The sequence below is a fragment of the Actinoallomurus acaciae genome, assembly GCF_042429965.1.
In the GTDB taxonomy this organism is placed as follows: domain Bacteria; phylum Actinomycetota; class Actinomycetes; order Streptosporangiales; family Streptosporangiaceae; genus Actinoallomurus; species Actinoallomurus acaciae.
The window spans coordinates 14,141-38,338 of the sequence record NZ_JBHLZP010000001.1 but is presented as its reverse complement, the minus strand read 5'-3'; the positions used below and the strand labels follow the sequence as shown (position 1 = coordinate 38,338).

Here is a 24,198-nt window from a genome sequence, read left to right as displayed (position 1 = left end):
ACGGTCAGTGGGCCATGTCGACGAAGCGGCTGTAGTGCCCCTGGAAGGCGACGGTGACGGTCGCGGTCGGGCCGTTACGGTGCTTGGCCACGATCAGGTCGGCCTCGCCGGCGCGCGGCGACTCCTTCTCGTACGCGTCCTCGCGGTGGAGCAGGATCACCATGTCGGCGTCCTGTTCGATCGATCCGGATTCGCGTAGGTCGGACACCATGGGCTTTTTGTCTGTTCGCTGCTCAGGGCCTCGGTTGAGCTGGGAGAGCGCGATGACCGGCACTTCCAGCTCCTTCGCCAGAAGCTTCAGTGACCGGGAGAACTCCGACACCTCGACCTGGCGGCTCTCGACGCGCTTGCCCGACTGCATGAGTTGCAGATAGTCGATGATGACCAGGCGCAGGTCGTGCTGTTGTTTGAGGCGCCGGCACTTGGCGCGGATCTCCATCATCGACATGTTCGGCGAGTCGTCGATGAACAGCGGCGCCTCGGCGACCTCGCTCATGCGGCGGGCCAGGCGGGTCCAGTCCTCGTCGTTCATCGAGCCCGACCGCATCGCGTGCAGGGCGACCCTGGCCTCGGCGGACAGCAGGCGCATGGTGATCTCGTTGCGCCCCATTTCGAGGCTGAAGACCACCGTGGCCAGCTGGTGCTTGATCGCCGCGGCCCGTGCGAGGTCCAGGGCGAGCGTGCTCTTCCCGATGGCCGGACGGGCGGCGATGATGACCATTTGGCCGGAGTGGAGGCCGTTGGTGAGGGCGTCGAGGTCGGTGAAGCCCGTCGGGACGCCGACCATCTGGCCGCCGCGGCTGCCGATGGCCTCGATCTCGTCGAGGGCGCCCGGCATGATGTCGCTCAGCGGCGCGTAGTCCTCGCCGGACCGCTTGTCGGCGATGGCGTACACCTCGGCCTGGGCGCGGTCGAGCAGGTCGTCGGCGTCGGCACCGTCGGTGCTGTAGCCGAGTTGCGCGATGCGCGTGCCGACCTCGACCAGCCGCCGCAGGACGGCCTTCTCCTGGACGATCTTGGCGTAGTAGCCGGCGTTGGCGGCCGTGGGCACCGACGCGACGAGGGTGTGGAGGTAGGGCGCGTCGCCGATGCGGCTCAGCTCGCCGCGTTTGAGCAGCTCGTCCTTGATGGTGATCGCGTCGACCGGGTCGCCGCGGCCGTACAGGTCGAGGATGCGGTCGTAGACGGTCTGGTGGGCGGGACGGTAGAAGTCACGAGTCTGGACCATCTCGATGACCTCGGCGATGGCGGTCTGGGAGAGCAGCATGCTGCCGAGCACGCACTGCTCCGCCGCCAGGTCGTGCGGTGGCGTGCGCTCGAACTCGCTCTCGCGCGTCGACATGTCGGAGACACTCACATCCACACCCCCCTGTCGCCCCCGTGTTCACATCTATCTCACCGCTCCGACAGTTTGGGCGCTGTCTCGTCCTTACGCAAAGGCGGTTGTGGAGGGGCCTGTGGACGGCCTGTGCATACACGCCGAAGCGGCTGTGCACAGCACCTGTGGACAACTTGTGGATTTCCGCACCGCCCCTGCGAACAGCCGTTGTGAGCTGCGGAAACACCGTCCACCGCCTGTGAGTTGAAGAAACCGTCAAGCCGCGTCATCCACAGGCTGCCCACAGCACCCGGTAAGCGACAACAGGTCTTTGTGGGTTACGGTGGCGAATCGTGGCATTTCGGCACCCGCACGACGCGGAGATCCTGCGGCTCGCGCTGCCCGCGTTCGGCGCGCTGGTGGCCGAGCCGCTGTTCCTGCTCACCGACTCGGCGATCGTCGGGCATCTCGGCACCGTTCCGCTCGGGGCGCTCGGCGTGGCCGGCCAGGTCCTGTCCACGTTCGTGAGCGTGTGCGTCTTCCTCGCGTACGGGACGACGGCCTCGGTCGCGCGGCAGATCGGCGCCGGGAACCTGACCGCGGCGATCCGCCAGGGGGTCGACGGCATCTGGCTCGCCGCGCTCATCGGCGCCGTCGTCATCGCGGTCGGCTGGCCGCTGGCACCGGCCGTCGTCGACGCGTTCGGAGCGTCGGCCGCGGTGACGCCGCAGGCGGTGACGTACCTGCATATCAGCCTGTTCGGGACGCCCGGGATGCTGATCGTCCTGGCCGGCACCGGCGTCCTGCGCGGGATGCAGGACACCCGAACGCCGCTGTACGTGTCCGTGGGCATGTTCGCGGTCAACGCCGCGCTCGGCGCGGTCTTCGTGCTCGTACTCGGCTGGGGCATCGCGGGGTCGGCCTGGGGGACGGTGCTGGCGCAGACGGGCGGCGCGATCCTGTACGCCGGGGCGGTCGCACGCGGCGCCCGGCGGCACGGCGCGCCGCTCCGGCCGGACTCGCGTGGCGTACGCGCGTCGGCGAGCGCCGGGGTCAACCTGATGATCCGCACGCTGAGCCTGCGGGTCGTGCTCATCCTCGGCACGGCGGTGGCCGCGCGGATGGGCGACGTCGAGATCGCCGCCCACCAGATCGCCTCGAACGTCTGGAACCTGCTGTCCTTCGCGCTCGACGCCATCGCGATCGCCGGGCAGGCCATCACCGGCCGATACCTGGGCGCCTCGGACGCCGCCGGAGCACGCGCGGCGACCCGGCGAATGATCCAGTGGGGCATCGTCGCCGGTGTGCTGTTCGCGCTGCTCGTGCTGGCCTTCCGCCCCTGGCTGCCGAACCTGTTCACCTCGGACCCGTCCGTACGGTCCCAGCTGCTCGCCGCGCTCGTGGTGGTGGCGCTGCTGGAGCCGATCGCGGGCGTGGTGTTCGTGCTGGACGGCGTGCTGATCGGCGCGGGTGACCAGGGCTATCTGGCGGTGGCGGGCGTGATCCAGACCGTGGCGTTCCTGCCGGCCGCCTGGCTCGTGCACGCCTACGGTGGCGGGCTCGTGGCGCTGTGGCTGGCGATCGGGGTGTGGATGGCCGCGCGGCTGGTCACGCTGGGCCTGCGGGCCCGCGACGACTCATGGCTCGTCATGGGTGCCGTACGCCGTTGACCTGGGCGCGCATCCCGTCGAGCAGGCGCTGCAGGCCGTACTCGAACAGCCTGTCGCGGTCGAGGGCGACGCTGCCTCCGGAGGCGAGGAGGGGGAACTCCTCGGGGTCGAGAGTGAGTGGTTCGTCGTCCGCACGCTCGGCGTCGCCCTGCTCGTCCAGGACGAATCCGCTCACGTAGTGGCCGAGGACGAGGACGGCGCTTATCGCGTCATCGGGGGTGAACCCGGCCTCGACCAGCACGGCGAGCGTGCGCTCGATGCGCGAGAAGCTGTCGGGCGTGGGCCGGTTGCCGGACGCGAGGCGCGCCCCGTCGCGGTGGGCCAGCATCGCGCGCCGCCGCACCCGCATGCCCTCGGCGAGCCAGTCGTCCCAGGTCTGACCGGGCGCGGGGCGGCCGGTCGTGCCCTTCTCGGCGCGTTCGTTGGCGAGGGCGACGAGGTGGTCGAGCAGGTCCTGCTTGCTGGAGAAGTGCCAGTAGAGCGCCGGTGCCTGGACGCCCAGCTCCTTGGCGAGCCGGCGCAGTGAAAGGCCGTCCAGCCCCACCTCGTCGATGAGTCGCAGGGCCGTGTCCAGCACCTTCTCGCGGTCGAGCGCCATCGCCACCTCCCTCGTTGACAACTTAACACCGTTCAGGGATCCTTAACGGCGTTAAGTCCTTAACAGCGTTAAGGGGGCACTGATGTACGACGTGATCATTTCGGGGGCCGGCCCCATCGGGCTCTTCCTCGCCTGCGAGCTGCGCGCGTACGGGATCCGTACGGTCGTAATCGAACGCCGGGAGGCGATCGATCCCACGCTCAAGGCGGGCGCGGTGAGCGGCCGCGGAGCCGACATCCTCACCCGCAGAGGCGTCGTCGACCTGCTCGGCGACCTGCCCTCGATCGCCGACCTCATGGGCGGCCGCAAGCCCGGCGCGGGCAGCCTGCAGTCGAAGACCGCCCCGGCCGGCGGGGCGCCGCGCGGCCACTTCGCGGGCCTGTGGATCCTGCGCGGCGGCTCATCCACGCCGAGCGCGCTCGTGTTCGCGCCGCAACAGCGCATCGAGGAGGCGCTGGAGGCTCAGGCGCGGTCGACGGGGGCGGACATCCGGCGCGGCCACGCCGTCGAGGCGTTCGACGAGGACGACTCCGGCGTCACGGTGTCCGTCTCGGGGCCGGACGGCCCGTACGACCTGCGGGCGCGGTGGCTCGTGGGCTGCGACGGCGGACGCAGCGCGGTGCGCAAGGCCGCGGGCTTCGACTTCCCGGGCCTCGACGGCGTCATGACCGCGTACCAGGCGATGGCCGACTTCGACGACCCGGAGTTCGCGCCCATGGGCTGGCACCGGATGCCCCGCGGCCTCATGGTCCACGGGCCGCACCCCCAGCGGGTCCTCGTCGCGGAGTTCGACGGGCCGCCGACCGACCGGAACGCCCCGATCACCCGCGCGGAGCTGGAGGCCGCCGTACGACGCGTGTCGGAGACGTCGGTGACGATCACGGCGGTGCACTCGGTGACGAGGTTCACCGACAACACGCGGCAGGCCTCGGCGTACCGGCGGGGGCGGGTGCTGCTGGCGGGCGACGCGGCGCACATCCATCCGCCCTTCGGCGGCCAGGGCCTCCACCTTGGCCTCGGGGACGCGATCAACCTCGGCTGGAAGCTCGCCGCCACCGTACGAGGATGGGCGCCGCCGGACCTGCTGGACACCTACTCCACCGAACGCCACCCGGTCGCCGAGCGGGTCCTGCACAACACGCGGGCCCAGGTGGCGCTGCTACAGCCGGGGCCGCGCGTGGACGCACTGCGGGACATCTTCACGATGCTGGCGGAGACGCCGGAGGCGAACCGCCTGCTCACGGACCTGATGGGCGAGCTGGACGTACGGTACGCGGGGACGGGTGACCATCCGCTCACCGGCCTGTACTGCCCTGATCTCGCGCTGAAGACCGCTTCCGGGGACACACGGGTCGCCGACCTGTCGCGCGGTGCGAGGGCGCTGCTGCTCGACCTGTCCGACCGCGGGGACGTCCGCGATGCGGTACGCCCGTGGGCGGATCGGGTCGAGGTCGTCACGGGGGTCGCGTCTTCGGAGGATCCCGAGCCCGGGGACCTTCCGGACGCCCTGCTCGTACGGCCCGACGGCCATGTCGCCTGGGCGGGCGCCGATGTGGCCGAGCTCGGTGAAGCCGTACGCCGGTGGTTCGGCGAGCCGACGACTCCGGCCAGGTGATCAGGCCCGTGGCCGGTGGGATCTGTCGGTGCCTGACGGCAGGCTGTTCTCGACCATCTGGGCACCTCGCGTCCGCGCTGAACGTCGCTTCACCAGTCTCGTAAAGCCACTCAGATGTCGGTGAACCACGCTAGACTTCGAACATGTGTTCTACTCATGGCGAGCGGCTGGCCAGCCTCACCCGAGCGATCGACGACCTCGCGGCCGAGGGCCTCGGCGGTCTCCCACCCGACGCCTGGGCCGAGCGGGTCGCGGGCATCTGGGCTCTCGTCGAAGGCCTCGATCCCGACGTCGCCCGGCGGCGCGCCCGCTACACGACCGTCGACTCCTGACAGCCCTCGCCGACGCGGCGGCCGTAAGGCCCACCCCCGGGCCTTACGGCACCCCGCTCTCGCCCGAAGGCGGGGTCGGGGGACGTCAGAGGGCGAAGAGCAGGACGGCGTTCACGAGGACGATCACGGCGGTGGCGAAGTGGATGCCGAACGCGACCGCCTTGGTGCCGCCGTTGCGCAGCACGATCACGGTGTCGCCCAGGGGGACCAGGGCGACGACCAGCATGAACCACGCCTCGGCGGTAGCGCCGGCGAAGGCCAGCAGCGCCAGGCCGAGCAGGCCGTAGCCGCCGTCACGCAAGCCCTTGATCGTGAGATAGGCGGCGTCACCGTCCTTCTTGGCCGGGACGCCGTAGCCGGCGGCCGCAGGGCGTGGCACGAACAGGAAGCGGGCTCCGATGAACAGGATCAGCAGGTTGAGGACGATCGCAAGGCCGTAGGCGAGGGGAGTGAGCACGTTTCTCTCCGTATCTAGCACCGCTAGGAACGTGGCCGACGCTAGCAGAGCGTCGACAAGAACGCTAGCGCTGCTAGAGTTGGCGCATGTCGATCCAGACGCGCCGACAGCGCGAACGTGCGGAACGGGAGCGGATGATCATTGCGGCGGCCCGGGACCTGGCCGAGGCCGAGGGCTGGGAGGCGGTGACGACCCGGCGGCTGGCCGAGCGGATCGAATACAGCCAGCCCGTGCTCTACAGCCATTTCAAGGGCAAAGACGCGATCATGGCGGCTGTCGCGGTGGAGGGCTTCGCCGACCTGGCCGCCGATCTGCGCACCGCCCGCACCTCGGCGCCGGACGCGGCCTGCGCCCTCGCCGAGGTGGGCAAGGCCTACACCGCGTTCGCCGACCGGCGTCCGGCGCTCTACGACGCGATGTTCAGCCAGGCCGTCGACCTGCCATTCGCCACACCGCAGGCCCCGGCCGCCCTGCAGGCGGGGTTCGCCGAGTTCGCGGAGGCCATCCGTCCGCACGCGGGCGACGACGACCTCGGCCTGCTGACCGAGACCTTCTGGGCGGCCCTGCACGGCCTGGTGACCCTCACGCGCGCCGGCAGGCTCCCCCGCGAGCAGCACGACCGCAGGCTGGCGATCCTCCTGGCCCGCTTCACCCGGTAGCGGTCAGGTGGGCTCGGTGGACGACGGCAGGGAGAGTTCCAGTTCGAGCTCGTGGCGGATCGGGATGCCATCGAGGCCGATCTCGGGAATCGACGGCTTGAGCGCTCGGGACGCGGCGACGGCGTCACGGTGTACGCCGACGAGGTCGAAGCCGTACCGCTGGTAGAACCGCAACGCCCGAAGGTTGTCGTTCGTGGTGACCAGCCACAGCCGCCCCGCGCCGGCGGCGCGTGCCGCCTCGACCACCGCGTCGACGAGGGCGGTGCCCACACCCGCCCCTTCCCGTACGGAGTCGAGCGTGATGAGTTCGCACTCTCGGCCGGTGACCCGGTAGGTGGCCACGCCCACGGGTTCCTCGTCGAGGTAGGCGACGAATCCGGGAAGGACGGTCGTCTCGTGGGCGACGCCTCGGCTCACCGAGAGGGTTCCTCCCCACCGCCGGGTGAACAGTTGCCGTACCCATGCGAGGTGCGTCCCGGTGAGCGGTCGTACGGCCGGACCGCCGTCGTGTCGTGATGGCGCGCGGTCCATCAGAGCCGCCGGTACATGATGTGCAGTCCGACGTAGCCGTGAGCCGGATGGCGGAAGCCCTCCGGGAGGGTGGTCATCACCTCGAAGCCCAGTGACCTCCACAGCGCCACCGCCCGGGTGTTGGTCTCCACGACGGCGTTGAACTGCATCGCTCGAAAGCCGTCCTCGCGCGCCTGCGCCAAGACGTGCTCACCCAGCGCCCGGCCGACGCCCCGGCCGGAGTGACGCGGATCGACCATGAAGCTCGCGCTGGAGATGTGCGCGGCGCCGCCGCTGTGGTTGCGAACGCTGTCGGCCGTGCCCAGGATGCCTCCGTCCGCGTCCACCGCGACGAAGGTGCGACCCGGGGGTTTTGGGAACCACATCTGCCTGGCCTGGGATTCGGTGGTGTCCCGATCCCACGAGAACGTCTCACCGGCCCGGACGATGCCCTCCATGAACGCCCACATCCCGGGCCAGTCGTCCGGCGTCGCCTCTCGGATCAGCATGGCCGCCAGCATGGGTCAGCCGGTCAGGGGCCGCAACCGGGTTACGAACCGTGCCCATCTAGGGCCGGTGTCTGCCACCTCGATGCCGATGCCGAGCGAGGAAGGATCGCCTGCTGGCCTCCGAGTCGACGTCGTCGTCCTCCGGGGGGCGGGCGTCGGAGCCGATCTTGCGGGCGACCTCCCTGCGGAGGCGGGGCAGTTTGCGATAGAGCACGTCACCGGGGCAGTCGGTGTCGTTGTAGTCGCGGTGGCCGACGATCGCGGTGGCGGGATCGAGGTTGTGGGCCGTGCACAGCCAGGCGCACGTCTCGACCAGTGACCGCCACAGTTTCGCGGGTACCTCGTCCTTGACGTACGTGCCTTCGTTCTCGATTCCGAGGGTGTGCTGGTTGTGGTGCAGCGACTGCGCGCCGACGACGAGTTCGTTCCGCGCGATCGCCTGCAGGGTGCCCGCCCGGCCCTCCATGACGAAGCCGCCACGGCTGATCGTCAGCTGTTCCCCGATGTCGTCCCAGTTTCGCGTCTCCATGTGAAACCGCTGAATCTGCCGCGACAACGCGAACGCGTGCGCCCGCGAGGTGTCGCTCACGTTCGGAGAGGCGGTGTGATGGACGATGATGTGGTCCGGCGGCCGCTCGAGCACACGGGGCGGCCGCTTCGGCGCGACCGCACCCCAGTCCTTGCGCGTGTAGAGCTTCGGCATACCGTCCGCGTTCGCTTGCATGGAACCCCCGGCAAGCATCACATCCGCAGCGGCGACTCCGATAGCCGTACGCAGCAGATGCCGGCGGAGTATCCCCTCGGCGCCGATCGCGATCACCCCCGGTCCGCGACTGGACCGCCAGCGTAACCGCGTGATCACAAATTGCGAGCACATCCAGCGCGGGCGTTTCACGTGGAACGACGGATAAACCCGAAAACACCCCCACGCAAACTTCATCCAGGGGGAATGGGAGCGACCCCACGCCGGTCGGACGCGGGTGGTGGGAGGGTTGAGAGGCCCTCGAGCAGCATCTGCGGAGTTATCCACAGTCTGCGGTGGAGTTACCCACAGCCCTTCAGGATCCTGTTCGATGGTCCTTGTGCTCCTCTGGCTCGAGGAGCCGCCGTCCCCAAGTCATCGCCCGGTGATCGTCTTTCCCGTCTTCGCCGTGGCCCACTGGCATGGGTGCTCGGCGGACAGCGCGCGGCGATGACCTGTCAGCCGCCGAGCCTGTCGAAGAGATCGCGCGTCCCTTCCGAGAGGCTCGTGGCAGGTGATTCGTCGATCGGCGCGGAAGGGAGGTCTTCTCCTCGTCAGACGCTTGCCGTAAACCTTGCCATGGGCGTCTTCACCAGCGGGAATAGGCGTGCCTCGCCATGGCTGGTGCCCCGGTGAGATGAGAAGGCCGACAGGCCGCGCGAGGCGGAGCAGGGGCCGAACGGGAGGAATCGGGGCAGCCGAGAGCAGGATATTTCGCGTAGTCCGCGACTTATTTCCTAGAGGCGATCAACTTCGCGAATGCACCTGGGCGAGACGGGAACCACAAGACACCGCCCGGGCTACGACAGGCTCCCCGGCCCCGGACAGCAAGGACACCACGCCGCGATGTCCCACACATCTCGCGTCACCACTCCCGAAAAAGTTTTCCACAGTCTGTGGAGAACGAACGTCGAACGCACAGCCGATGCCCGCGAACCTCCGCCGCGACCCCAAATCCGGGGCTCGTAGACGTACCCGTGAGATCCACACGCCACGCCCCCGAACGAAATGGAGGTACCCGCCGACCACGAATCCCAGGACACGTTAGACGTACGGCCGCAGTTCCACCCGCCACCACGAATCCGGGGCACGTAGGCGCACCCGTAAGACCCACACGCCGCCACGCCCCAGGTGAACTGGAGGTACCCGCGAAGGCCCCGCCGCGACCACGAATCCCGGGACGCGCTGGACATGCGGCCGAAGCTCTGCCCGCCACCACGAACCCCGGGCACGTAGACGCACCCACGGAACCCACACACCGCCGCCCCCAGCCGAACTGGAACCACCCGCAAAATCCCGCCGCGACCACGAACCCCGAGACGCGTTGGGCATGCGGCCGAACTTCGCCCGCCATCATCAAGCCCGGACCCCCTGAACGCGTCCGCGAAGTCCCGCCGCCGCTGTCCATCACGACCGAGCGGACCGCGAGCGGTGGTGCCGTCGGCGGTCCGGACGAGCGCGCAGCCCTCTCGCGACGGCCGGCTCTGCCGAGCCGACGGCGAACCCCCGTCGGCAGCCGGAGTCGTCGGCCAGCCTGCCGGCGGCGAGCAGGCGCCATCGCCGTGCGAGCGAGGACCGGAGCCTCGACCACGCTGAACGTGTCCGCGAGACCTCCCCGCGACCATGACTCCCGAACGCCATGGACGAGACCGTGAAGCCTCACCACTGCCACGCACCTTGGACGTACCTCGAAGTCCGCCACCGCCACGAACCCGGACGCTCCACGAAGCCCGGCCGCCGCCGCGAACCCGGGACGTGCTGAACAGGTCCACGAAGCCCCGCCGCGACCACGGATCCCCAACGCGCTGGACCAGACCGCGAAGCCTCACCACCACCACGCGCCCTGGAACTGCCTTCAAGCTCGCCGCCGCCGCGAAACCGGAGTTCGTTGAACGGGTCCGCGGAGCCTCGCCCGGCCAGCGAATGGCGGGCGGGGCGCGTCCCCGAGGTCCGTGGCCCAGGGAAATCTCCGTCAGCAGGGACCCCGCCGGACGACGAGGGTACAGCCAAAGGGCCGGGTCCTCGGGGACCCGGCCCTTCGATCAGGTGCTGTCGGCGGTCAGCCGGCGAGGACCTCGATGTTGATTTTGGCGCTGACCTCGGAGTGCAGGCGGACGGCGACCGAGTGGGCGCCGACCGTCTTAATCGGGTTGACGACCTCGATGCGGCGCTTGTCCAGCTCCGGGCCGCCCGCGGCCTTCACCGCGCCCGCGATGTCGGCCGGGGTTACGGCGCCGAACAGGCGGCCGCTCTCGCCGGCGCGGGTGCGCAGGCGGACCTTGAGACGCTCCAGCTCGCCGCGGATGGACTCCGCCTGCTCGATGCTGGCGATCTCGCGGGCGGCGCGGGCCTTGCGGATCGAGGCGATCTGCTTCTCCGCGCCGCGGGTCCACTGCATGGCGAAGCCGCGCGGGATCAGGTAGTTGCGGCCGTAGCCGTCCTTGACCTCGACGACCTCGCCCGGGGCGCCGAGCCCGGAGACCTGCTGAGTCAGGATGAGCTTCATGATCAGGGTCTCCTTTCTCAGCGAGCCGTGCTGGTGTACGGCAGCAGCGCCATCTCGCGGGCGTTCTTGATCGCGGTGGCGACGTCGCGCTGGTGCTGGGTGCAGTTGCCCGTCACCCGGCGAGCGCGGATCTTGCCGCGGTCGGAGATGAACTTGCGCAGCAGCGCCGTGTCCTTGTAGTCGACGTAGGAGAGTTTCTCCTGGCAGAACAGGCAAACCTTCTTCTTCGGCTTGCGCGGTGGAGGTTTCGCCATCGTGGTGCTCCTCTTAGGAGAGCCCCGCTCGCGCGGGAATGGTCGGTTGGATGAAGAGTGATCTTGCAGAGGTTAGAACGGCGGGTCGTCGGAGAATCCGCCGCCTCCGCCTCCGGTGGCCCACGGGTCGTCGGCGGGCTGGTTGCCCCCGCCGAAGCCGCCGCCGCCACCCTGGCCGCCGCCGCCTCCGCTGAAGCCGCCGCCTTGGCCGCCGCCGCCTCCGCCTCCGAAGCCGCCGCCCTGGTTGCCGCCACCGCCGAAGCCGCCGCCTCCGCCGCCCTGCCGCTGGGTCTTGTTGACCTTCGCGGTGGCGTTCTTCAGAGACGGACCGACCTCGTCGGCCTCGACCTCGTACACGGTGCGCTTCTCACCCTCGCGGGTCTCGTACGACCGCTGCCGAAGCCGGCCCTGCACGATCACCCGCATGCCACGCTGGAGGCTCTCGGCGACGTTTTCGGCCGCCTGCCGCCAGACGTTGCAGGTGAGGAAGAGGCTCTCGCCGTCCTTCCACTCACCGGACTGCTGGTCGCGGAAACGGGGGGTGGAGGCCACGCGGAAGCGCGCGACCGCCTGGCCGTTGGGGGTGAAGCGCAGTTCCGGATCCTCGACGAGATTGCCGACGATCGTGATCTGGGTATCGCCTGCTGCCATGCGGCTCTCCAGCTAACAGATTCGGATTACTTGGGCGGCCGGGGGGCTCAGCGAGCCTCGGGCCGGATGACCTTCGTGCGCAGGATGGAGTCCTGAAGGTTCAGCTGCCGGTCGAGTTCTTTGACCGTGGCGGGGTTGGCCGTCAGGTCGATCACCGCGTAGACGCCCTCGGACTTCTTGTCGATGTCGTACGAAAGGCGCCGGCGGCCCCAGACGTCGACCTTCTCGACACTGCCGCCGTCGGTCTTCACGACGGTGAGGAACTGGTCGAGCGACGGAGCGACGGTGCGCTCTTCGATGTTCGGGTCGAGGATGACCATAAGCTCGTAACGACGCATGCGGATCCCAACCTCCTTTGGACTGGTGCGGTCACGGTCTCTCCGTGACAGGAGGGCCTTGCGTCTCGTGCGGATCGGCTCCGCGCGATCGACACAGGCTATCAACAACCAGCAGCTCAATCGTCCGAGACGCGAGGACTCAGCTCTCCCTGCGCCGGTCGAGCTCGGACATGATGTCGGCCATCCGCGACCGCATGCGCGCGGTCTGGGTGGTCAGCAGGGACAGCTCCTCGATCAGCTCGACGTCGTCGACGGCCGTCAGGTCGCGGGTCATCATCTCAGGCCTCCGTTCGAAACCACGTTCGAGGGTATCGGGTGGGTCGGACAGAATCGGGCCCTCCCGCACCGACATGGGCCCAGGCCAGCGCGGGAATCACCCCGGAAACGGACGAATCACGGGGGACAGGAACCATGCGGAACGTTCTCGCCAGGCGTCACCATCGGCGACCCGACCACCACACCGCCGAGGACCGGGCCGACCGCGGCGCCGCCGACGTCCAGGCCCCTCACGAGCGGCCGGTGCACCACCGGGCCCACGCGTCCGAGCATCCGCGCGAGACGTCGCTCGCGTTCGTCACCATCGTCGGCGGGGTGATCGCGTTCGTGTGCGGCGCCATACAGCCCTTGCACTTCATCGCGGTCTGCGTGGGCATCGTGACCGTGCTGTTCGGCCTCTACTCCCAGCTGGTGTCGGCGACCACGGCGGAGCGCTGGGTCAACGTCATCGGCCTCGGACTGGCGTTCCTGGGCCTCGGACTCGGGCTCAGGCACGGCGGGTTCATGATCTGAGGAGGCTCCTGGTGAGCAGGGGGCTCCGGGCGGGCTCTTGCGCGTAGGCTCGTCGCCATGGTGCGTATCGGAGCCCACGTGGACCAGACCGACCCTCTCGCCTCGGCCGCCGCCAAGAAGGCGGAGGCCGTGCAGTTCTTCCTTGGCGACCCGCAGGGGTGGAAGGCCCCCGTGCTCCCGGAGAAACACGAGGCGATCCGCGACTCCGACGTGGACGTCTACATCCACGCCCCGTACGTCGTCAACGTCGCGACCTCGAACAACCGCATCCGCATCCCGAGCCGCAAGATCCTTGCCCAGCAGCTCGACGGCGCGGCCGAGATCGGCGCCAAGGGCCTGATCGTGCACGGCGGCCATGTGCTGAAGAACGACGATCCGCAGACCGGCTTCGACAACTGGCGCAAGGTCTTCGAGCGCATGGAGTGCCCCATCCCGGTGCTCATCGAGAACACCGCGGGCGGCGACAACGCCATGGCGCGCATGCTGGAGCGGATCGCGCGTCTTTGGGACTCACTCGACGGCTTCGACGTGGGATTCTGCCTCGACACCTGCCACGCGCACGCGGCGGGCGAGGATCTGGCGGACATCGTCGACCGGGTTCGTGCGATCACCGGCCGGATCGACCTGGTGCACTGCAACGACAGCCGTGACGCGTTCGGCTCCGGCGCCGACCGGCACGCGAACCTCGGCGACGGCAAGATCGACCCCGAGCTGATCCTGAAGGTCGTCCGCGAGGCGGGCGCGCCGGTCATCGTCGAGACGCCCGGCGACGGGCAGGCCGCCGACATCGCCTGGCTCCGCGACAACCTCTAGGGCCGATGGGGCCGACCGAGCCCGTGGCCTCAGGCGGACTCGGGAGGCGACAGCAGCAGCACGGCCATCGGCGTCGGGGTCCGCCGCCAGTAGTCGACGGCGGTCTCGAAGACGTCCACGAGCATGCGGTGCGTGGCCGGATCGGCGTCCGCGAGTTCGCCCCAGTGGTCGTACACCACGAGGTATCCGCAGTTGGCCGGCGTCCAGGACAGGTCGCGCAGAGAGTCCTGAAGCGCGTCCCAGTTGTGCCCGAAGTACGACGGCAGCGCGAACTCCTCGGCACACCGCGCCAGCAGCGTCCGCTTGTCGCGCACGCCGGCTCCGTCGAGCCAGAACACCCGCCAGCCCGCGCGCTCGGCCTCGGTGGCGCCGCGAGCCGCCTCACGCCGGTCGGCGACCCACGAGTGCACGCCCGGCTCCCGGCTCCCGGTCAGCAGTTCCTCGATCATTCGCAGCTCCCTACCCCGATCATGCGCCCGAAGACGCCGGTTCGGAAGCCTCAGCCGGCCCAGTGGCCGGAGGTGAAGAGGATGACCTCTTCGGTGAGCAGCGGCACGAACACCACGAGCACCAGGATGTACGCGGGCCACCGCAGCCTGCCGATGCCCAGCCAGAGCGGCCACCACAGCAGCGCCGCCCGCCCGATCGACAGATAGAACGCCGAGGTCAGCAGCGAGGCGAGCGGCAGCCCCACGTACACGGCCTCGGACCAGCGACGCCGGGCCAGCAGCCAGCAGGTCAGCGCGACCCCGACGATCGCCGCGACGATCTCCACCCGGAACGCCCCGGAGAACTCGTTATGCTCCCCGAACGCCGCCTGCCACGTCGTACGGAACGCGTCCCACGGCCACGCCAGCGACCGGCCCCAGCCCTCCTGCTGCGCATGCTGCCACGCCAGCCAGTCACCCGTACGCCGCCACTGGTACAGCGAGTAGGCGGCCACGGGCGCGAACGGCAGCACCAGCCACGGCGCCGACCGCCACCGCCGATCCACCATCAGGAACTCCACGATCAGCGCCACCGCGAGGAAGATCCCGGTGATCCGTACGCACGCCGCCCCCATCGCGCACAGGGCGGCCGGCTCCCAGCGGCGCTGCCGGGCCAACAGCCAGGCGGGTATCGCGAAGGCCAGGAACAGCGACTCGGAGTACCCGGCGAACAGGAACACCGCGTACGGGCTGAGCAGCAGGGCCACGACGGCCTTCACGCCCGTGTCCGTGAGCCGCGCCAGGGCGACCATGGCGACCGCCCCGGCCACGAGGCTGATCAGCAGCGCCGACAGCTCCCAGCTCGGGATCACGTAGTGCACGCCGCGGATCAGGATCGGCAGGCCCGGGAAGAACGCCGGCAGCCCGGCGTCCTGCGGCTGGCTCGGATCGCCCCGGTAGCCGTACTTGGCGATCTCGATGAACAGGTCGACGTCCCACTGCGTCCACCGGTCGAGGAACGAGTCCTTCAGGTCTCCGTACGACCAGACGGCCGCGACCGCGACGGAGAGGACGAGCACGCCCAGGCGGGTGCCGGCCCAGGCCCCCAGCACGGCCCGGTCGGTGTCGACACCGGGGGCGAGGCCGACGCCCTTACCCGTGCGAACGGCCACTCATGCTGCCTGGGGTGCCGGGCGCCGGAGCAGGACGAACCGGTCCTCGGCGCCGTCGAGGACACCGCCGGCCGGGTCGTCGACGCCGTCACGGCGGACGAGGTCGAGCCGCGGCACCAGGATGTCGACGACGATGAGCGCGGCCAGCATCAGCACGGTGAGGAACCTGGCGAGCAGGGCGATGTAGTAGACGCTGTCGTTGATGCCGCCGGCGGGCGCGTGCCCGGACAGCACGGCCGACAGCGTGTCCGACAGGCCCATTCCCGGCTGTTGCAGCGATCCGGCCATCAGGTACCACCAGATGCCGAAGAAGTAGACGATCTCTCCGGCCTGCCACAGCAGGTAGGCGGGCAGCTTGGGCCGGGCCAGCGCGATCACGGGCAGCAGCCAGAGGACGTACTGCGGCGACCACACCTTGTTGGTGAGCAGGAACGCCGCGAGCACCAGGAACAGCACCTGCGGCAGCCGGGGGCGCCGCGGCGCGAGCAGCACGAGCAGGGCGATGAGCAGCGCCAGCACCGCGAACCCCGCCTCGCCCATGAGGTTCAGCGTCGGCACCTTGTCGACGGAGGACATGCCCTCGCGCCCGGCCATGAAGAAGATCGAGCCCCAGTCGACCGGACGCTCCTGGTTGAAGGTGTAGAAGCGGCTCCAGCTGTCGAAGGCCGCCAGCATGATCGGCACGTTCACGACGAGCCACGCGACGACGGCCCCCACGAGCATGCGGCCGAACTCCCGCCAGCGGCCGGCCCGCAGGCACAGCAGGAACAGCGGTCCGAGGAACAGCAGCGGATAGAACTTGGCGGCCACGCCGAGGCCGAGCAGCACGCCGGCGGTGGCGTGGTGGCGGCGCGCCCAGGCCGCGAGCGCGAGCGCGGACAGCGCGACGGCGAGCAGGTCCCAGTTGATGTACGCCGACAGCAGCAGTGCGGGCGACGCGGCGACGAGCAGGCCGGCGCGCAGGCCGTGCCGGCCCGAGGAGTACGCGGTGGCGATGACGGTGACGACGGCGCAGAGCATGAGCGCCACGGCCGTCAGGTCGTAGAACCACATGCCGCGCGAGACGGCGTCCGGGCCGCCGAACCAGCGGGAGATCACCGCCATGACGTGCATGAACCCGCCGGTGAGCACGGGGTACTCGACCGGCTCAGGGATCTTGTCGAGATAGGGGATCTTGCCGTCGGCGAGGCCGCGCCCGAAATAGAGCGGATAGATGTCGGTGTAACAGGCGTTGCGCACCGTCGGCACGAAGTCGAAGCCGACGCCACGGCAGGGCAGCTTCTGCAGATACCCCAGGACCGAGACGACGACGGTGGTGGCGAACAGCGCGGGCACGGCGTGCCACGGTCCGGTGCGTACGGCGGCGGGGCCGGAGGAGCGTACGGCTCCTCCGGCCCCGTCGGTGATCTGGGGCTCCTGCATCGATGGTCAGGCTATTCGTCGATCGGCCTCGCGGCGCGGGCGTTCGGATCCTGTCCTCCGCCGCCGTCGTTGTTCCCGCCCGGCGGCGACTCACAGCCGACGATGTGCTTACAGGTCGGCGATGCCGGCGGCGAGGTGTCCTGACACTGCGGATTCCGCGGGTGCAGGGTGCAGTCCGGCTGCCCTTGGTTGTCGCTGGGCTTGCAGTGGTCGGTCATCGGGTTCTGGTTCGGCAGGCAGGTCGGCGTCGGGGTGTCCTGCGGCGTCGGCGCCACGCTCGGCGGCGGTGTCTGCGACTCGCTGGTGTCACCCACGTACGCCGGCGGCGGGAAGTGCGTGACGTCCTTGTACTTGTCGAGGCTCAGCGCCTGCGACATGTAGTCGTGCCAGATCGTCGCCGGGAGGTCACCACCGTTGATCGCCGGATAGCCCCCGACGTTCTGCAGCGGGATCGTCTTGGCCGCGTGCTTCTTGGTGCGGTCCTGGAACCGCCACATGCCGATCGTCGTCACCAGCTGCTTGGGGGTGAAGCCGGAGAACCAGGCGGCGACGTTGTCGTTGGTGGTGCCGGTCTTGCCGGCCACCTCACGCCCGGGGATGGCGGCGTTCTTGCCCGTTCCGCGGGTCACGACCGACTGCATGGCGTACTGCACGTCATGCGCGACGTCCCCGCTGAAGGCAGAGTGACGCTCGATCTTCGGGTGGTTGGTCTTGCCGCTCGGCTCGATGACCGATCTGATGCTGTGCGGCGTGATGTAGTTGCCGTCGTTGGCGATGGTGGAGTAGCCGCTCGCCTGGTAGACCGGCGCGATGTCGGACTGGCCGAGGAAGAAGCCACCTTCACCGGGATGTCCGTCTCGTAGCCCTTGCTGTGGCAGTCCGGACGCCTTCGCGAGGGCGTAGACGTCCTGGTAGCCCGCCTTGAAGCCCAGTGGCACGTAGACGGTGTTGAGCGAGTCCGCCGTCGCCTGGACGAGGGTGACGTACGGGTTGGGCGCGTTGGCCTCGTCGTTGATGAACCTCGTCGCGCCGGGCGTGCCGGCCGCGACGCTGTCGCCGTCGGTGTTGAAGTACTGCGGCGACTTGCCGTTCATCACCGTCTTGAGGCTGATGCCCTTCTTCAGGGCGGTCGCGAGCACGTACGGCTTGAAGGACGATCCGACCTGCGCCGTCGAGTAGTAGGCGTCGTCGACCTGGCGTTTGACGAAGTCCGCACCGCCGTAGGCGGCCAGGACCTCACCCTTGGTCGGATCCATCGTGACCAGGCCCACACGGGTGTCCCTGGGCATGTGATGGGCCCTCAGGTCGGCCTCGACGGTCTGCTGCGCCTTTGACTGCAGCGTCTTGTCCCAGGTCGTGTAGACCTTCAGGCCGCCGTTCTCGATCTGCTGCTCGGAGTAGCCCATGCCGCTGAGGGCGTTCTTCACACGCTCGTACAGGAAGCCCTTCTGGCCCCCCAGCGCGTTGCCCTTCGCCAGCTTCTTGACCTTCGGCAGGTGGTCCTTGTACTTCAGGTAGTCCGTCTGGGAGATCGAGCCGGACCGCACCATGGCCTGGAGGACGATGTCGTACCGGTTGACCGTGTCCTGCAGGTGCGACTTGATCGCCGGGTCGTAGTAGCCGGGCTGCTTGGCCTGCGAGGCGAGGATCGCGGCCTGCGGCACGGTGAGCGCGCTGGCCTTCTCGCCGAAGTACGCCTGCGCCGCCGCCTCGACACCGTTCGCCCCACGGCCGAAGAAGATGGTGTTGAGGTAGTTCTGCAGGATCATGTTCTTGTCCTGCTGCTTACCGACCTTGACCGCGATGAAGATCTCTTTGAACTTCCGGGTGACCGTCTGTTCCTGGTTCAGGTAGGCGTTCTTGACGTACTGCTGGGTGATGGTGGAGCCACCCTGGGTGGAGCCGCCCTTGAGGTCGTTGAGGAACGCCCGGGTGATGCCGGTCGGTGAGACCGCCGACTCGTGGTAGAAGTTCCGGTCTTCCACGGCGACCACGGCCTGCTGCATCGGCTTGGAGATGTCGTTGAGCTGAACGACAGTACGAGAACTGCCGATCTTCATCATCTGCGAGCCGTCGTTCCAGTAGACGGTGGCGCCCTGCTCAGTGCTGTCCTGGTTGACCGTGGGCACCTTCACCATCGCGTAGGCGACCCCGACCCCGCAGATGCTGGCGAGAGTCCCGATCCCCATCGTGGCGAGCACGAGCTTCCAGGACGGCATGAAGCGCCGCCAGCCGGTCTGGGGGGGTTCGCCACCACGCGGGCCGCGTCCGCCTCCGGTGCTGCCGTTGCCGGCGCGCCGCCGTCCCGGACCACCGGGCTCACCGGGTCCACCAGGCCCACCGGGCCCGCCGGAACGTCCTCCGGGGCCACCGGGCCCACCGGGGCGTCGCGGCGGGTCGCCAGGGCGACGCGGCGGACCCCCGTAGCGTTCGACGCCGCCCTGCGGCGAGCCGCTGGGCAGCGACGGTCGATCCGACCGTCCGACCGGCGTCTGCGGCCGGGTCGGCGGGGAGGGCCTCTGGTTTCCCCGTTGCCCGTACTCTGGCCCGTAATCGCTTCCGTAACTCACGCGACCTCGTTCACTGGGGTACGGCTATCCGTCCGACAGTACTGGGGCGGGCAGTTGATCGAGACCGTCTGTCGGGGTTCCGCGCCGAGACGCGGTCACGTACGTGCGGTCCTGCCCTTGCCGGAACTGGCCTCCCCATGTCCAAGTACGTACGACAGAGTCAAGTGGTTCCAGCCACAACTTTGACACACTTCGACCACATACGCCCGGAACTCCCCAAATTCACGGGCCATCTCCAGGAGCTCCGGAGTGGCCTTGACGCGTCCGGCGTAGCGACCCAGCTGGTCACCGTAGACGTACGTCACATGGGTGAGCCGCTCTTTCTGGCAGACGGGGCACACCTTGTCGGTCGGCTCCCCGTGGTACTTGGCGGCCCTGAGCAGGTACGGGTGCGCGTCGCAGGCATCGTCGACGGTCAGCCCGCCGGAGAACAGGTCGGACAGGGTGGCCCGCCGGGCGAGCCCGTAGTCGACGACCATTCGCTGCGACCACATGCCAGCAGAGTACGACGCCCCGCAAGGCTCCCCCCAGTCTCTGGACGCCACTCCGGCCGGAAGCCCCGGCGCGCAAGCGCTTGCGGCCGTCTACGCGTCGCCGTATCGTTCTGATGTATCGGTTCGATACATTCGAGCGATACATCGAGGCGACTGGTCGCGGACGGAGGGGCGCATGAGAGGCAAGGGTGGCGAGCTCGAGCTCGCGGTGCTCGGGCTGCTCCACGAGTCCCCGATGCACGGCTACGAGCTGCGCAAGCGGCTCAACGCCCTGCTCGGCATGTTCCGCGCCTTCTCCTACGGCTCGCTCTACCCCTGCCTGAAGCAACTGCTCGAGCAGGGGTTGATCACCGAGGACGACCAGGAGCCCGCCGTGGTCCGGCCGGCCGCGACCCGCCGCTCAAAGATCGTGTACAAGCTCACCGCCGAAGGAAAGGAGCGCCTGCAGGAGCTCCTCTCCGAGGCGGGCCCCGCCTCCTGGGAGGACGAGGGCTTCGGAGTTCATTTCGCCTTCTTCGCCCACACCCGCGCCGACGTGCGGCTGCGGATCCTCGAAGGCCGGCGCAGCCGCCTCGAGGAACGGCTGGAGGGCGTACGCGCCGCGCTGGCCCGGACTCGCGAGCGAGTCGACAACTACACGCTCGAGCTGCAGCAGCACGGGCTGGAGTCGGTCGAGCGCGAGGTCCGGTGGCTCAACGAGCTGATCGGGCGCGAGCGCGCACAGCAACAAGAGGAAGAGAACCGCTGAGAGACGCGAGCGCGTCCCGGCATCAAGAGAAAAAGGAGCACCCCGCATGGGTTCAGTGCGCGTCGCCATTGTCGGTGTCGGCAACTGCGCGAGCTCGCTCGTCCAGGGAGTCGAGTACTACAAGGACGCCTCGCCCGACATTCGCGTCCCCGGCCTGATGCACGTCCAGTTCGGCGACTACCACGTCGGTGACGTGGAGTTCGTCGCGGCGTTCGACGTGGACGCCAAGAAGGTCGGCCGTGACCTCTCCGAGGCGATCGTGGCGAGCGAGAACAACACGATCAAGATCTGCGACGTCCCGCCGTCCGGCGTGACCGTGCAGCGCGGCCACACCTTCGACGGTCTCGGCGAGTACTACCGCGAGATCATCCAGGAGTCCGACGAGACCCCGGTGGACGTCGTGCAGGTGCTCAAGGACACCCGGGCCGACGTGCTCGTGTCGTACCTGCCGGTGGGGTCCGAGGACGCCGACCGCTTCTACGCGCAGGCCGCCATCGACGCCAAGGTCGCGTTCGTCAACGCCCTGCCGGTGTTCATCGCCAGCGACCCCACCTGGGCTCAGAAATTCACCGACGCCGGTGTCCCGATCGTCGGCGACGACATCAAGTCCCAGGTGGGCGCCACCATCACGCACCGCGTGATGGCCCGCCTGTTCGAGGAGCGCGGGGTCGAGCTGCTGCGCACGTACCAGCTCAACTTCGGCGGCAACATGGACTTCATGAACATGCTGGAGCGCAAGCGCCTCCAGTCCAAGAAGATCTCCAAGACCCAGTCGGTCACCTCGCAGATCCCGCACGAGATGGCAAAGGCCGACGTGCACATCGGCCCGTCCGACCACGTGCCGTGGCTCGACGACCGCAAGTGGGCCTACGTCCGCCTGGAGGGCAAGTCCTTCGGTGACACGCCGCTGAACCTGGAGTACAAGCTCGAGGTCTGGGACTCCCCGAACTCCGCCGGCGTCATCATCGACGCGGTGCGCGCCGCGAAGATCGCCAAGGACCGCGGCATCGGCGGCCCGATCCTGTCGGCGAGCTCCTACTTCATGAAGTCGCCGCCCGTGCAGTACAACGACGACCAGGCCAACCAGGCGGTCGAGGACTTCATCGCCGGCAAGGTGGAGCGCTAACGAGCGAACGGCTACCCGCGTCCGAGGACACGAACGGTAGCGAAGCGAGGAAGCGGAGAGTCACCGTCGCCGGAGAGGTGCGCGGTGGCGCCGCGACACACGAGGAGGCCCGTACGCGATTCGCGTACGGGCCTCCTGGTGTCCGCGTTCTGGGAGGACCGGCCTACAATCCCTTTGATGGACGGCCGTGACCTGCTACAACGCAATGGTCATACCCCAGGCGCCTCGGCGTCGGCCGTCCGTCGCGACGGGAATGCGAGAGAGGAAAGGGCTCGATCAGAGCGGATACGCCGGCCAGGACTCCCCCAGCTATTTGCGACACGTAGCGCGATGCCCCATTAACGGTATGTCGTCACGTTGTCACGGGCTTGTCTCGCGATCTGAACGGTTGAGTAACCAGTCCCACTCTTTACCAATCTGAGCTGGACAGTGACTCCGGCTCAGGGTGTTCTCGCACCTTGAGGCGTGCCTGCCCCGGCATGCTTTGACCCCATAGCGTAAGACGGCCGCAAGGCCGGAGGAGGGCGTACATGACTGGTAGAACGACGGGGCTCAAGGCAGCGGCCGCCATCGGCGTGCTCGCTGTCGGCCTTGCCGCGTGTGGCGGCGGGAGCGGCGGCAGCGGCGGCTCGGACGACGGCAAGCCCAAGAAGGGCGGCACGCTGAAGCTCGTCGGTGCCGGCGGTCAGGACAACCTGGACCCGACCAGTGCCTACAGCACGACTTCCAGCGCCCTCCAGCGGACTTACTCGCGCCAGCTGTTCGCCTACCCGGCGTCGAAGGACGCCAAGGCCGCCAGCACCCCCGTGCCGGACGCCGCGGCCGAGATGCCGACCATGGACAACGGCGGCATCAGCAAGGACGGCCTGACCTACAAGATCAAGGTCCGGCAGGGCGTCATGTGGGACTCGCAGCCGCCGCGGCCGATGGTCGCCGGCGACTTCGTGCGGGCCTTCAAGCACATGTGCAACCCGGCCTCCCCGGTCGGCGCGCCGAACTACTACGTGCCCAACATCAAGGGGATGCAGGCCTACTGCGACCCGTTCCTGAAGGACAAGAAGCTCCAGCAGGACCCCAAGGGCATCGAGAATTACGAGAACGGCCACGACATCTCCGGTGTCAAGGCGCTCGACGACTACACCATCCAGTTCACGCTGACCAAGCCCGCCTCGGACTTCATCAGCCTGCTGGGCATGACCTTCGCCTCGGCCGTGCCGGTCGAGTACTACAAGTACGTGCCGGGCAGCCCTGACCAGTTCCGTCACCTGGTGTCGGCCGGTCCGTACAAGGTCACGGTGTTCAACCCCGGCAAGCAGATCGTGCTGGAGAAGAACCCGAACTGGAAGCAGGACACCGACCCGCTGCGCCACCAGTACGTGGACCGCATCGAGGTCACCGAGGGCCAGGAGTCGCCCGAGACCGTCCAGCAGCAGCTCGAGGGCGGCAGCGCCGACATCTCCCTGGACCAGCCGGTGCCGGCGTCGGCGCTCGGCCGCCTCGCGGCCAAGAACGACCCGAACCTGACGGTCAACGGTCCGCCGATCTCCAACCCGTACCTGGTGTTCAACTTCAAGAGCCCGAACGCCAACAAGGCGATGTCGAAGCTCAAGGTGCGTCAGGCGATCGAGTACGCCATCAACAAGGTGGCGCTGGCCCGCATCTACGGTGGCCCGAAGTACAACACGCCGCTGAACACCGTCATCCCGCCGGACAGCGTCGGCTACCAGGACTACAACCTGTACCCGACGAACGGCAGCCAGGGTGACCCGGCCAAGTGCAAGCAGATGCTCTCCGAGGCCGGCTACGCGAACGGCCTGAAGATCAAGGCCGCCTACCGCCAGGCGGGCAACCACCCGGCGATCTTCCAGAGCTACGCGCAGGACCTGAAGGCGTGTGGCATCACCGTCGAGGGCGTGCCGGTTCCGCAGGCCGACTTCTACACGCAGTTCCTGCAGAAGACGGACAACACGACCGCCGGCAAGTGGGACGTCGCCGCCCCGGGCTGGGTGCCGGACTGGTTCGGCAACAACGGCCGTTCGGTCGTCTCCCCGCTGTTCGACGGCCGCAACTGGGCCGACGGCACCTCGAACTACGGTGACTACGACAGCCCCATCACCAACGGTCTCATCGACAAGGCCCTCACGGCCAAGACCCTCGATGAGGCGCAGAACTACTGGCACCAGGCCGACATGCAGATCATGAAGGACGCGGCCATCGTGCCCTTCATGGCGCAGAAGACCCCGTGGTACCACTCCTCGCGGGTCAAGGGCGCCACGTGGCTGCCGATCGCTCAGCAGTTCGATTACACCAACCTGTGGCTCAGCGGAAGCGGTAGCTGACGCACCACAGCGATATGGCGGCCGGGCGCGTCGGTGACGGCGAGCCCGGCCGCAGTGCTGTACGACGGCTCCAATGAGGCGGGCCTCGTACTCGCGAGACGGTGATGTCGCAGGCAGAGCCGTTATCAGGTAGACATG

25 protein-coding genes are annotated in these 24,198 nt (G+C 68.8%); 9 read left to right on the top strand and 16 right to left on the bottom strand.

The window, feature by feature from the left end:
- Nucleotides 1-4: 4 nt before the first annotated feature.
- Nucleotides 5-1,342, bottom strand: coding sequence for a replicative DNA helicase (gene dnaB / locus ACFFNX_RS00180; protein ID WP_378193315.1), 1,338 nt, complete (start codon nt 1,340-1,342; stop codon nt 5-7).
- A 329-nt stretch (nt 1,343-1,671) separates the two neighbouring features.
- Here dnaB and ACFFNX_RS00175 point away from each other — a divergent pair, with 329 nt between their 5' ends.
- A complete protein-coding gene (locus ACFFNX_RS00175) occupies nt 1,672-2,988 on the top strand; it encodes an MATE family efflux transporter (protein ID WP_378193115.1) in 1,317 nt (438 codons plus the stop codon).
- On the opposite strand, the gene ACFFNX_RS00170 is transcribed toward ACFFNX_RS00175, so the two are convergent.
- Nucleotides 2,966-3,586 (bottom strand): TetR/AcrR family transcriptional regulator C-terminal domain-containing protein, encoded by a 621-nt coding sequence (locus tag ACFFNX_RS00170; RefSeq protein ID WP_378193113.1) that lies wholly within the window; start codon nt 3,584-3,586, stop codon nt 2,966-2,968. The genes ACFFNX_RS00175 and ACFFNX_RS00170 overlap by 23 nt on opposite strands.
- A gap of 82 nt (nt 3,587-3,668) precedes the next feature.
- Here ACFFNX_RS00170 and ACFFNX_RS00165 point away from each other — a divergent pair, with 82 nt between their 5' ends.
- Nucleotides 3,669-5,201 carry an FAD-dependent monooxygenase gene (locus ACFFNX_RS00165; RefSeq protein WP_378193111.1) on the top strand — a complete coding sequence of 511 codons (1,533 nt, stop codon included), beginning with the start codon at nt 3,669-3,671 and terminating at the stop codon, nt 5,199-5,201.
- A 143-nt stretch (nt 5,202-5,344) separates the two neighbouring features.
- A complete protein-coding gene (locus tag ACFFNX_RS00160; RefSeq protein ID WP_378193108.1) occupies nt 5,345-5,533 on the top strand; it encodes a hypothetical protein in 189 nt (62 codons plus the stop codon).
- Between the two features lie 85 nt (nt 5,534-5,618).
- Here ACFFNX_RS00160 and ACFFNX_RS00155 read toward each other — a convergent pair whose 3' ends face one another.
- Nucleotides 5,619-5,990 (bottom strand): DUF4267 domain-containing protein, encoded by a 372-nt coding sequence (locus tag ACFFNX_RS00155; RefSeq protein ID WP_378193106.1) that lies wholly within the window; start codon nt 5,988-5,990, stop codon nt 5,619-5,621.
- 86 nt (nt 5,991-6,076) lie between these two features.
- On the opposite strand from ACFFNX_RS00155, the gene ACFFNX_RS00150 reads away from it, so the two are divergent.
- Nucleotides 6,077-6,649: a TetR/AcrR family transcriptional regulator gene (locus ACFFNX_RS00150; RefSeq protein ID WP_378193104.1), complete on the top strand. Its 573-nt coding sequence runs from the start codon at nt 6,077-6,079 to the stop codon at nt 6,647-6,649.
- 3 nt (nt 6,650-6,652) lie between these two features.
- Here the strand turns inward: ACFFNX_RS00150 and ACFFNX_RS00145 are convergent, their stop codons facing one another.
- The 8 genes from ACFFNX_RS00145 to ACFFNX_RS00110 all read right to left on the bottom strand — a co-directional run bounded on the left by ACFFNX_RS00145 (nt 6,653) and on the right by ACFFNX_RS00110 (nt 12,436).
- Nucleotides 6,653-7,066 (bottom strand): GNAT family N-acetyltransferase, encoded by a 414-nt coding sequence (locus ACFFNX_RS00145; protein ID WP_378193101.1) that lies wholly within the window; start codon nt 7,064-7,066, stop codon nt 6,653-6,655.
- Between the two features lie 113 nt (nt 7,067-7,179).
- Nucleotides 7,180-7,668, bottom strand: a complete 489-nt coding sequence (locus tag ACFFNX_RS00140; protein WP_378193097.1) for a GNAT family N-acetyltransferase — start codon at nt 7,666-7,668, stop codon at nt 7,180-7,182.
- Nucleotides 7,669-7,726: 58 nt separating this feature from the next.
- Nucleotides 7,727-8,392, bottom strand: a complete 666-nt coding sequence (locus ACFFNX_RS00135) for a peptidoglycan recognition protein family protein (protein ID WP_378193094.1) — start codon at nt 8,390-8,392, stop codon at nt 7,727-7,729.
- Nucleotides 8,393-10,469: 2,077 nt separating this feature from the next.
- Nucleotides 10,470-10,916, bottom strand: coding sequence for a 50S ribosomal protein L9 (gene rplI / locus ACFFNX_RS00130; protein ID WP_378193091.1), 447 nt, complete (start codon nt 10,914-10,916; stop codon nt 10,470-10,472).
- 17 nt (nt 10,917-10,933) lie between these two features.
- Nucleotides 10,934-11,170, bottom strand: a complete 237-nt coding sequence (gene rpsR, locus ACFFNX_RS00125; protein WP_141956231.1) for a 30S ribosomal protein S18 — start codon at nt 11,168-11,170, stop codon at nt 10,934-10,936.
- Nucleotides 11,171-11,242: 72 nt separating this feature from the next.
- Entirely contained in the window at nt 11,243-11,821 is a 579-nt protein-coding gene (locus ACFFNX_RS00120) for a single-stranded DNA-binding protein (protein WP_378193088.1), read from the bottom strand.
- Nucleotides 11,822-11,868: 47 nt separating this feature from the next.
- Nucleotides 11,869-12,159 (bottom strand): 30S ribosomal protein S6, encoded by a 291-nt coding sequence (rpsF, locus tag ACFFNX_RS00115; RefSeq protein WP_378193085.1) that lies wholly within the window; start codon nt 12,157-12,159, stop codon nt 11,869-11,871.
- A gap of 139 nt (nt 12,160-12,298) precedes the next feature.
- Nucleotides 12,299-12,436, bottom strand: coding sequence for a hypothetical protein (locus ACFFNX_RS00110; RefSeq protein WP_378193082.1), 138 nt, complete (start codon nt 12,434-12,436; stop codon nt 12,299-12,301).
- A 134-nt stretch (nt 12,437-12,570) separates the two neighbouring features.
- Here ACFFNX_RS00110 and ACFFNX_RS00105 point away from each other — a divergent pair, with 134 nt between their 5' ends.
- Complete coding sequence (locus tag ACFFNX_RS00105) at nt 12,571-12,948, top strand: hypothetical protein (RefSeq protein WP_378193080.1); 378 nt, start codon at nt 12,571-12,573, stop codon at nt 12,946-12,948.
- 57 nt (nt 12,949-13,005) lie between these two features.
- Nucleotides 13,006-13,761 (top strand): deoxyribonuclease IV, encoded by a 756-nt coding sequence (locus tag ACFFNX_RS00100; RefSeq protein ID WP_378193077.1) that lies wholly within the window; start codon nt 13,006-13,008, stop codon nt 13,759-13,761.
- A gap of 29 nt (nt 13,762-13,790) precedes the next feature.
- On the opposite strand, the gene ACFFNX_RS00095 is transcribed toward ACFFNX_RS00100, so the two are convergent.
- The 5 genes from ACFFNX_RS00095 to ACFFNX_RS00075 form a co-directional block, all read right to left on the bottom strand.
- Entirely contained in the window at nt 13,791-14,210 is a 420-nt protein-coding gene (locus tag ACFFNX_RS00095; RefSeq protein ID WP_378193074.1) for a barstar family protein, read from the bottom strand.
- Nucleotides 14,211-14,260: 50 nt separating this feature from the next.
- Entirely contained in the window at nt 14,261-15,361 is a 1,101-nt protein-coding gene (locus ACFFNX_RS00090; protein ID WP_378193071.1) for a glycosyltransferase family protein, read from the bottom strand.
- Nucleotides 15,362-16,783 (bottom strand): glycosyltransferase family 87 protein, encoded by a 1,422-nt coding sequence (locus ACFFNX_RS00085; RefSeq protein WP_378193068.1) that lies wholly within the window; start codon nt 16,781-16,783, stop codon nt 15,362-15,364.
- A gap of 11 nt (nt 16,784-16,794) precedes the next feature.
- Complete coding sequence (locus ACFFNX_RS00080) at nt 16,795-19,002, bottom strand: transglycosylase domain-containing protein (protein ID WP_378193065.1); 2,208 nt, start codon at nt 19,000-19,002, stop codon at nt 16,795-16,797.
- A 446-nt stretch (nt 19,003-19,448) separates the two neighbouring features.
- Nucleotides 19,449-19,847, bottom strand: a complete 399-nt coding sequence (locus ACFFNX_RS00075) for a DUF5318 family protein (RefSeq protein ID WP_378193062.1) — start codon at nt 19,845-19,847, stop codon at nt 19,449-19,451.
- 175 nt (nt 19,848-20,022) lie between these two features.
- On the opposite strand from ACFFNX_RS00075, the gene ACFFNX_RS00070 reads away from it, so the two are divergent.
- The 3 genes from ACFFNX_RS00070 to ACFFNX_RS00060 all read left to right on the top strand — a co-directional run bounded on the left by ACFFNX_RS00070 (nt 20,023) and on the right by ACFFNX_RS00060 (nt 24,060).
- Entirely contained in the window at nt 20,023-20,595 is a 573-nt protein-coding gene (locus ACFFNX_RS00070; protein ID WP_329248714.1) for a PadR family transcriptional regulator, read from the top strand.
- Between the two features lie 46 nt (nt 20,596-20,641).
- Nucleotides 20,642-21,721 carry an inositol-3-phosphate synthase gene (locus tag ACFFNX_RS00065; RefSeq protein WP_378193058.1) on the top strand — a complete coding sequence of 360 codons (1,080 nt, stop codon included), beginning with the start codon at nt 20,642-20,644 and terminating at the stop codon, nt 21,719-21,721.
- 530 nt (nt 21,722-22,251) lie between these two features.
- Complete coding sequence (locus ACFFNX_RS00060) at nt 22,252-24,060, top strand: ABC transporter substrate-binding protein (RefSeq protein WP_378193055.1); 1,809 nt, start codon at nt 22,252-22,254, stop codon at nt 24,058-24,060.
- Nucleotides 24,061-24,198 lie beyond the last annotated feature (138 nt).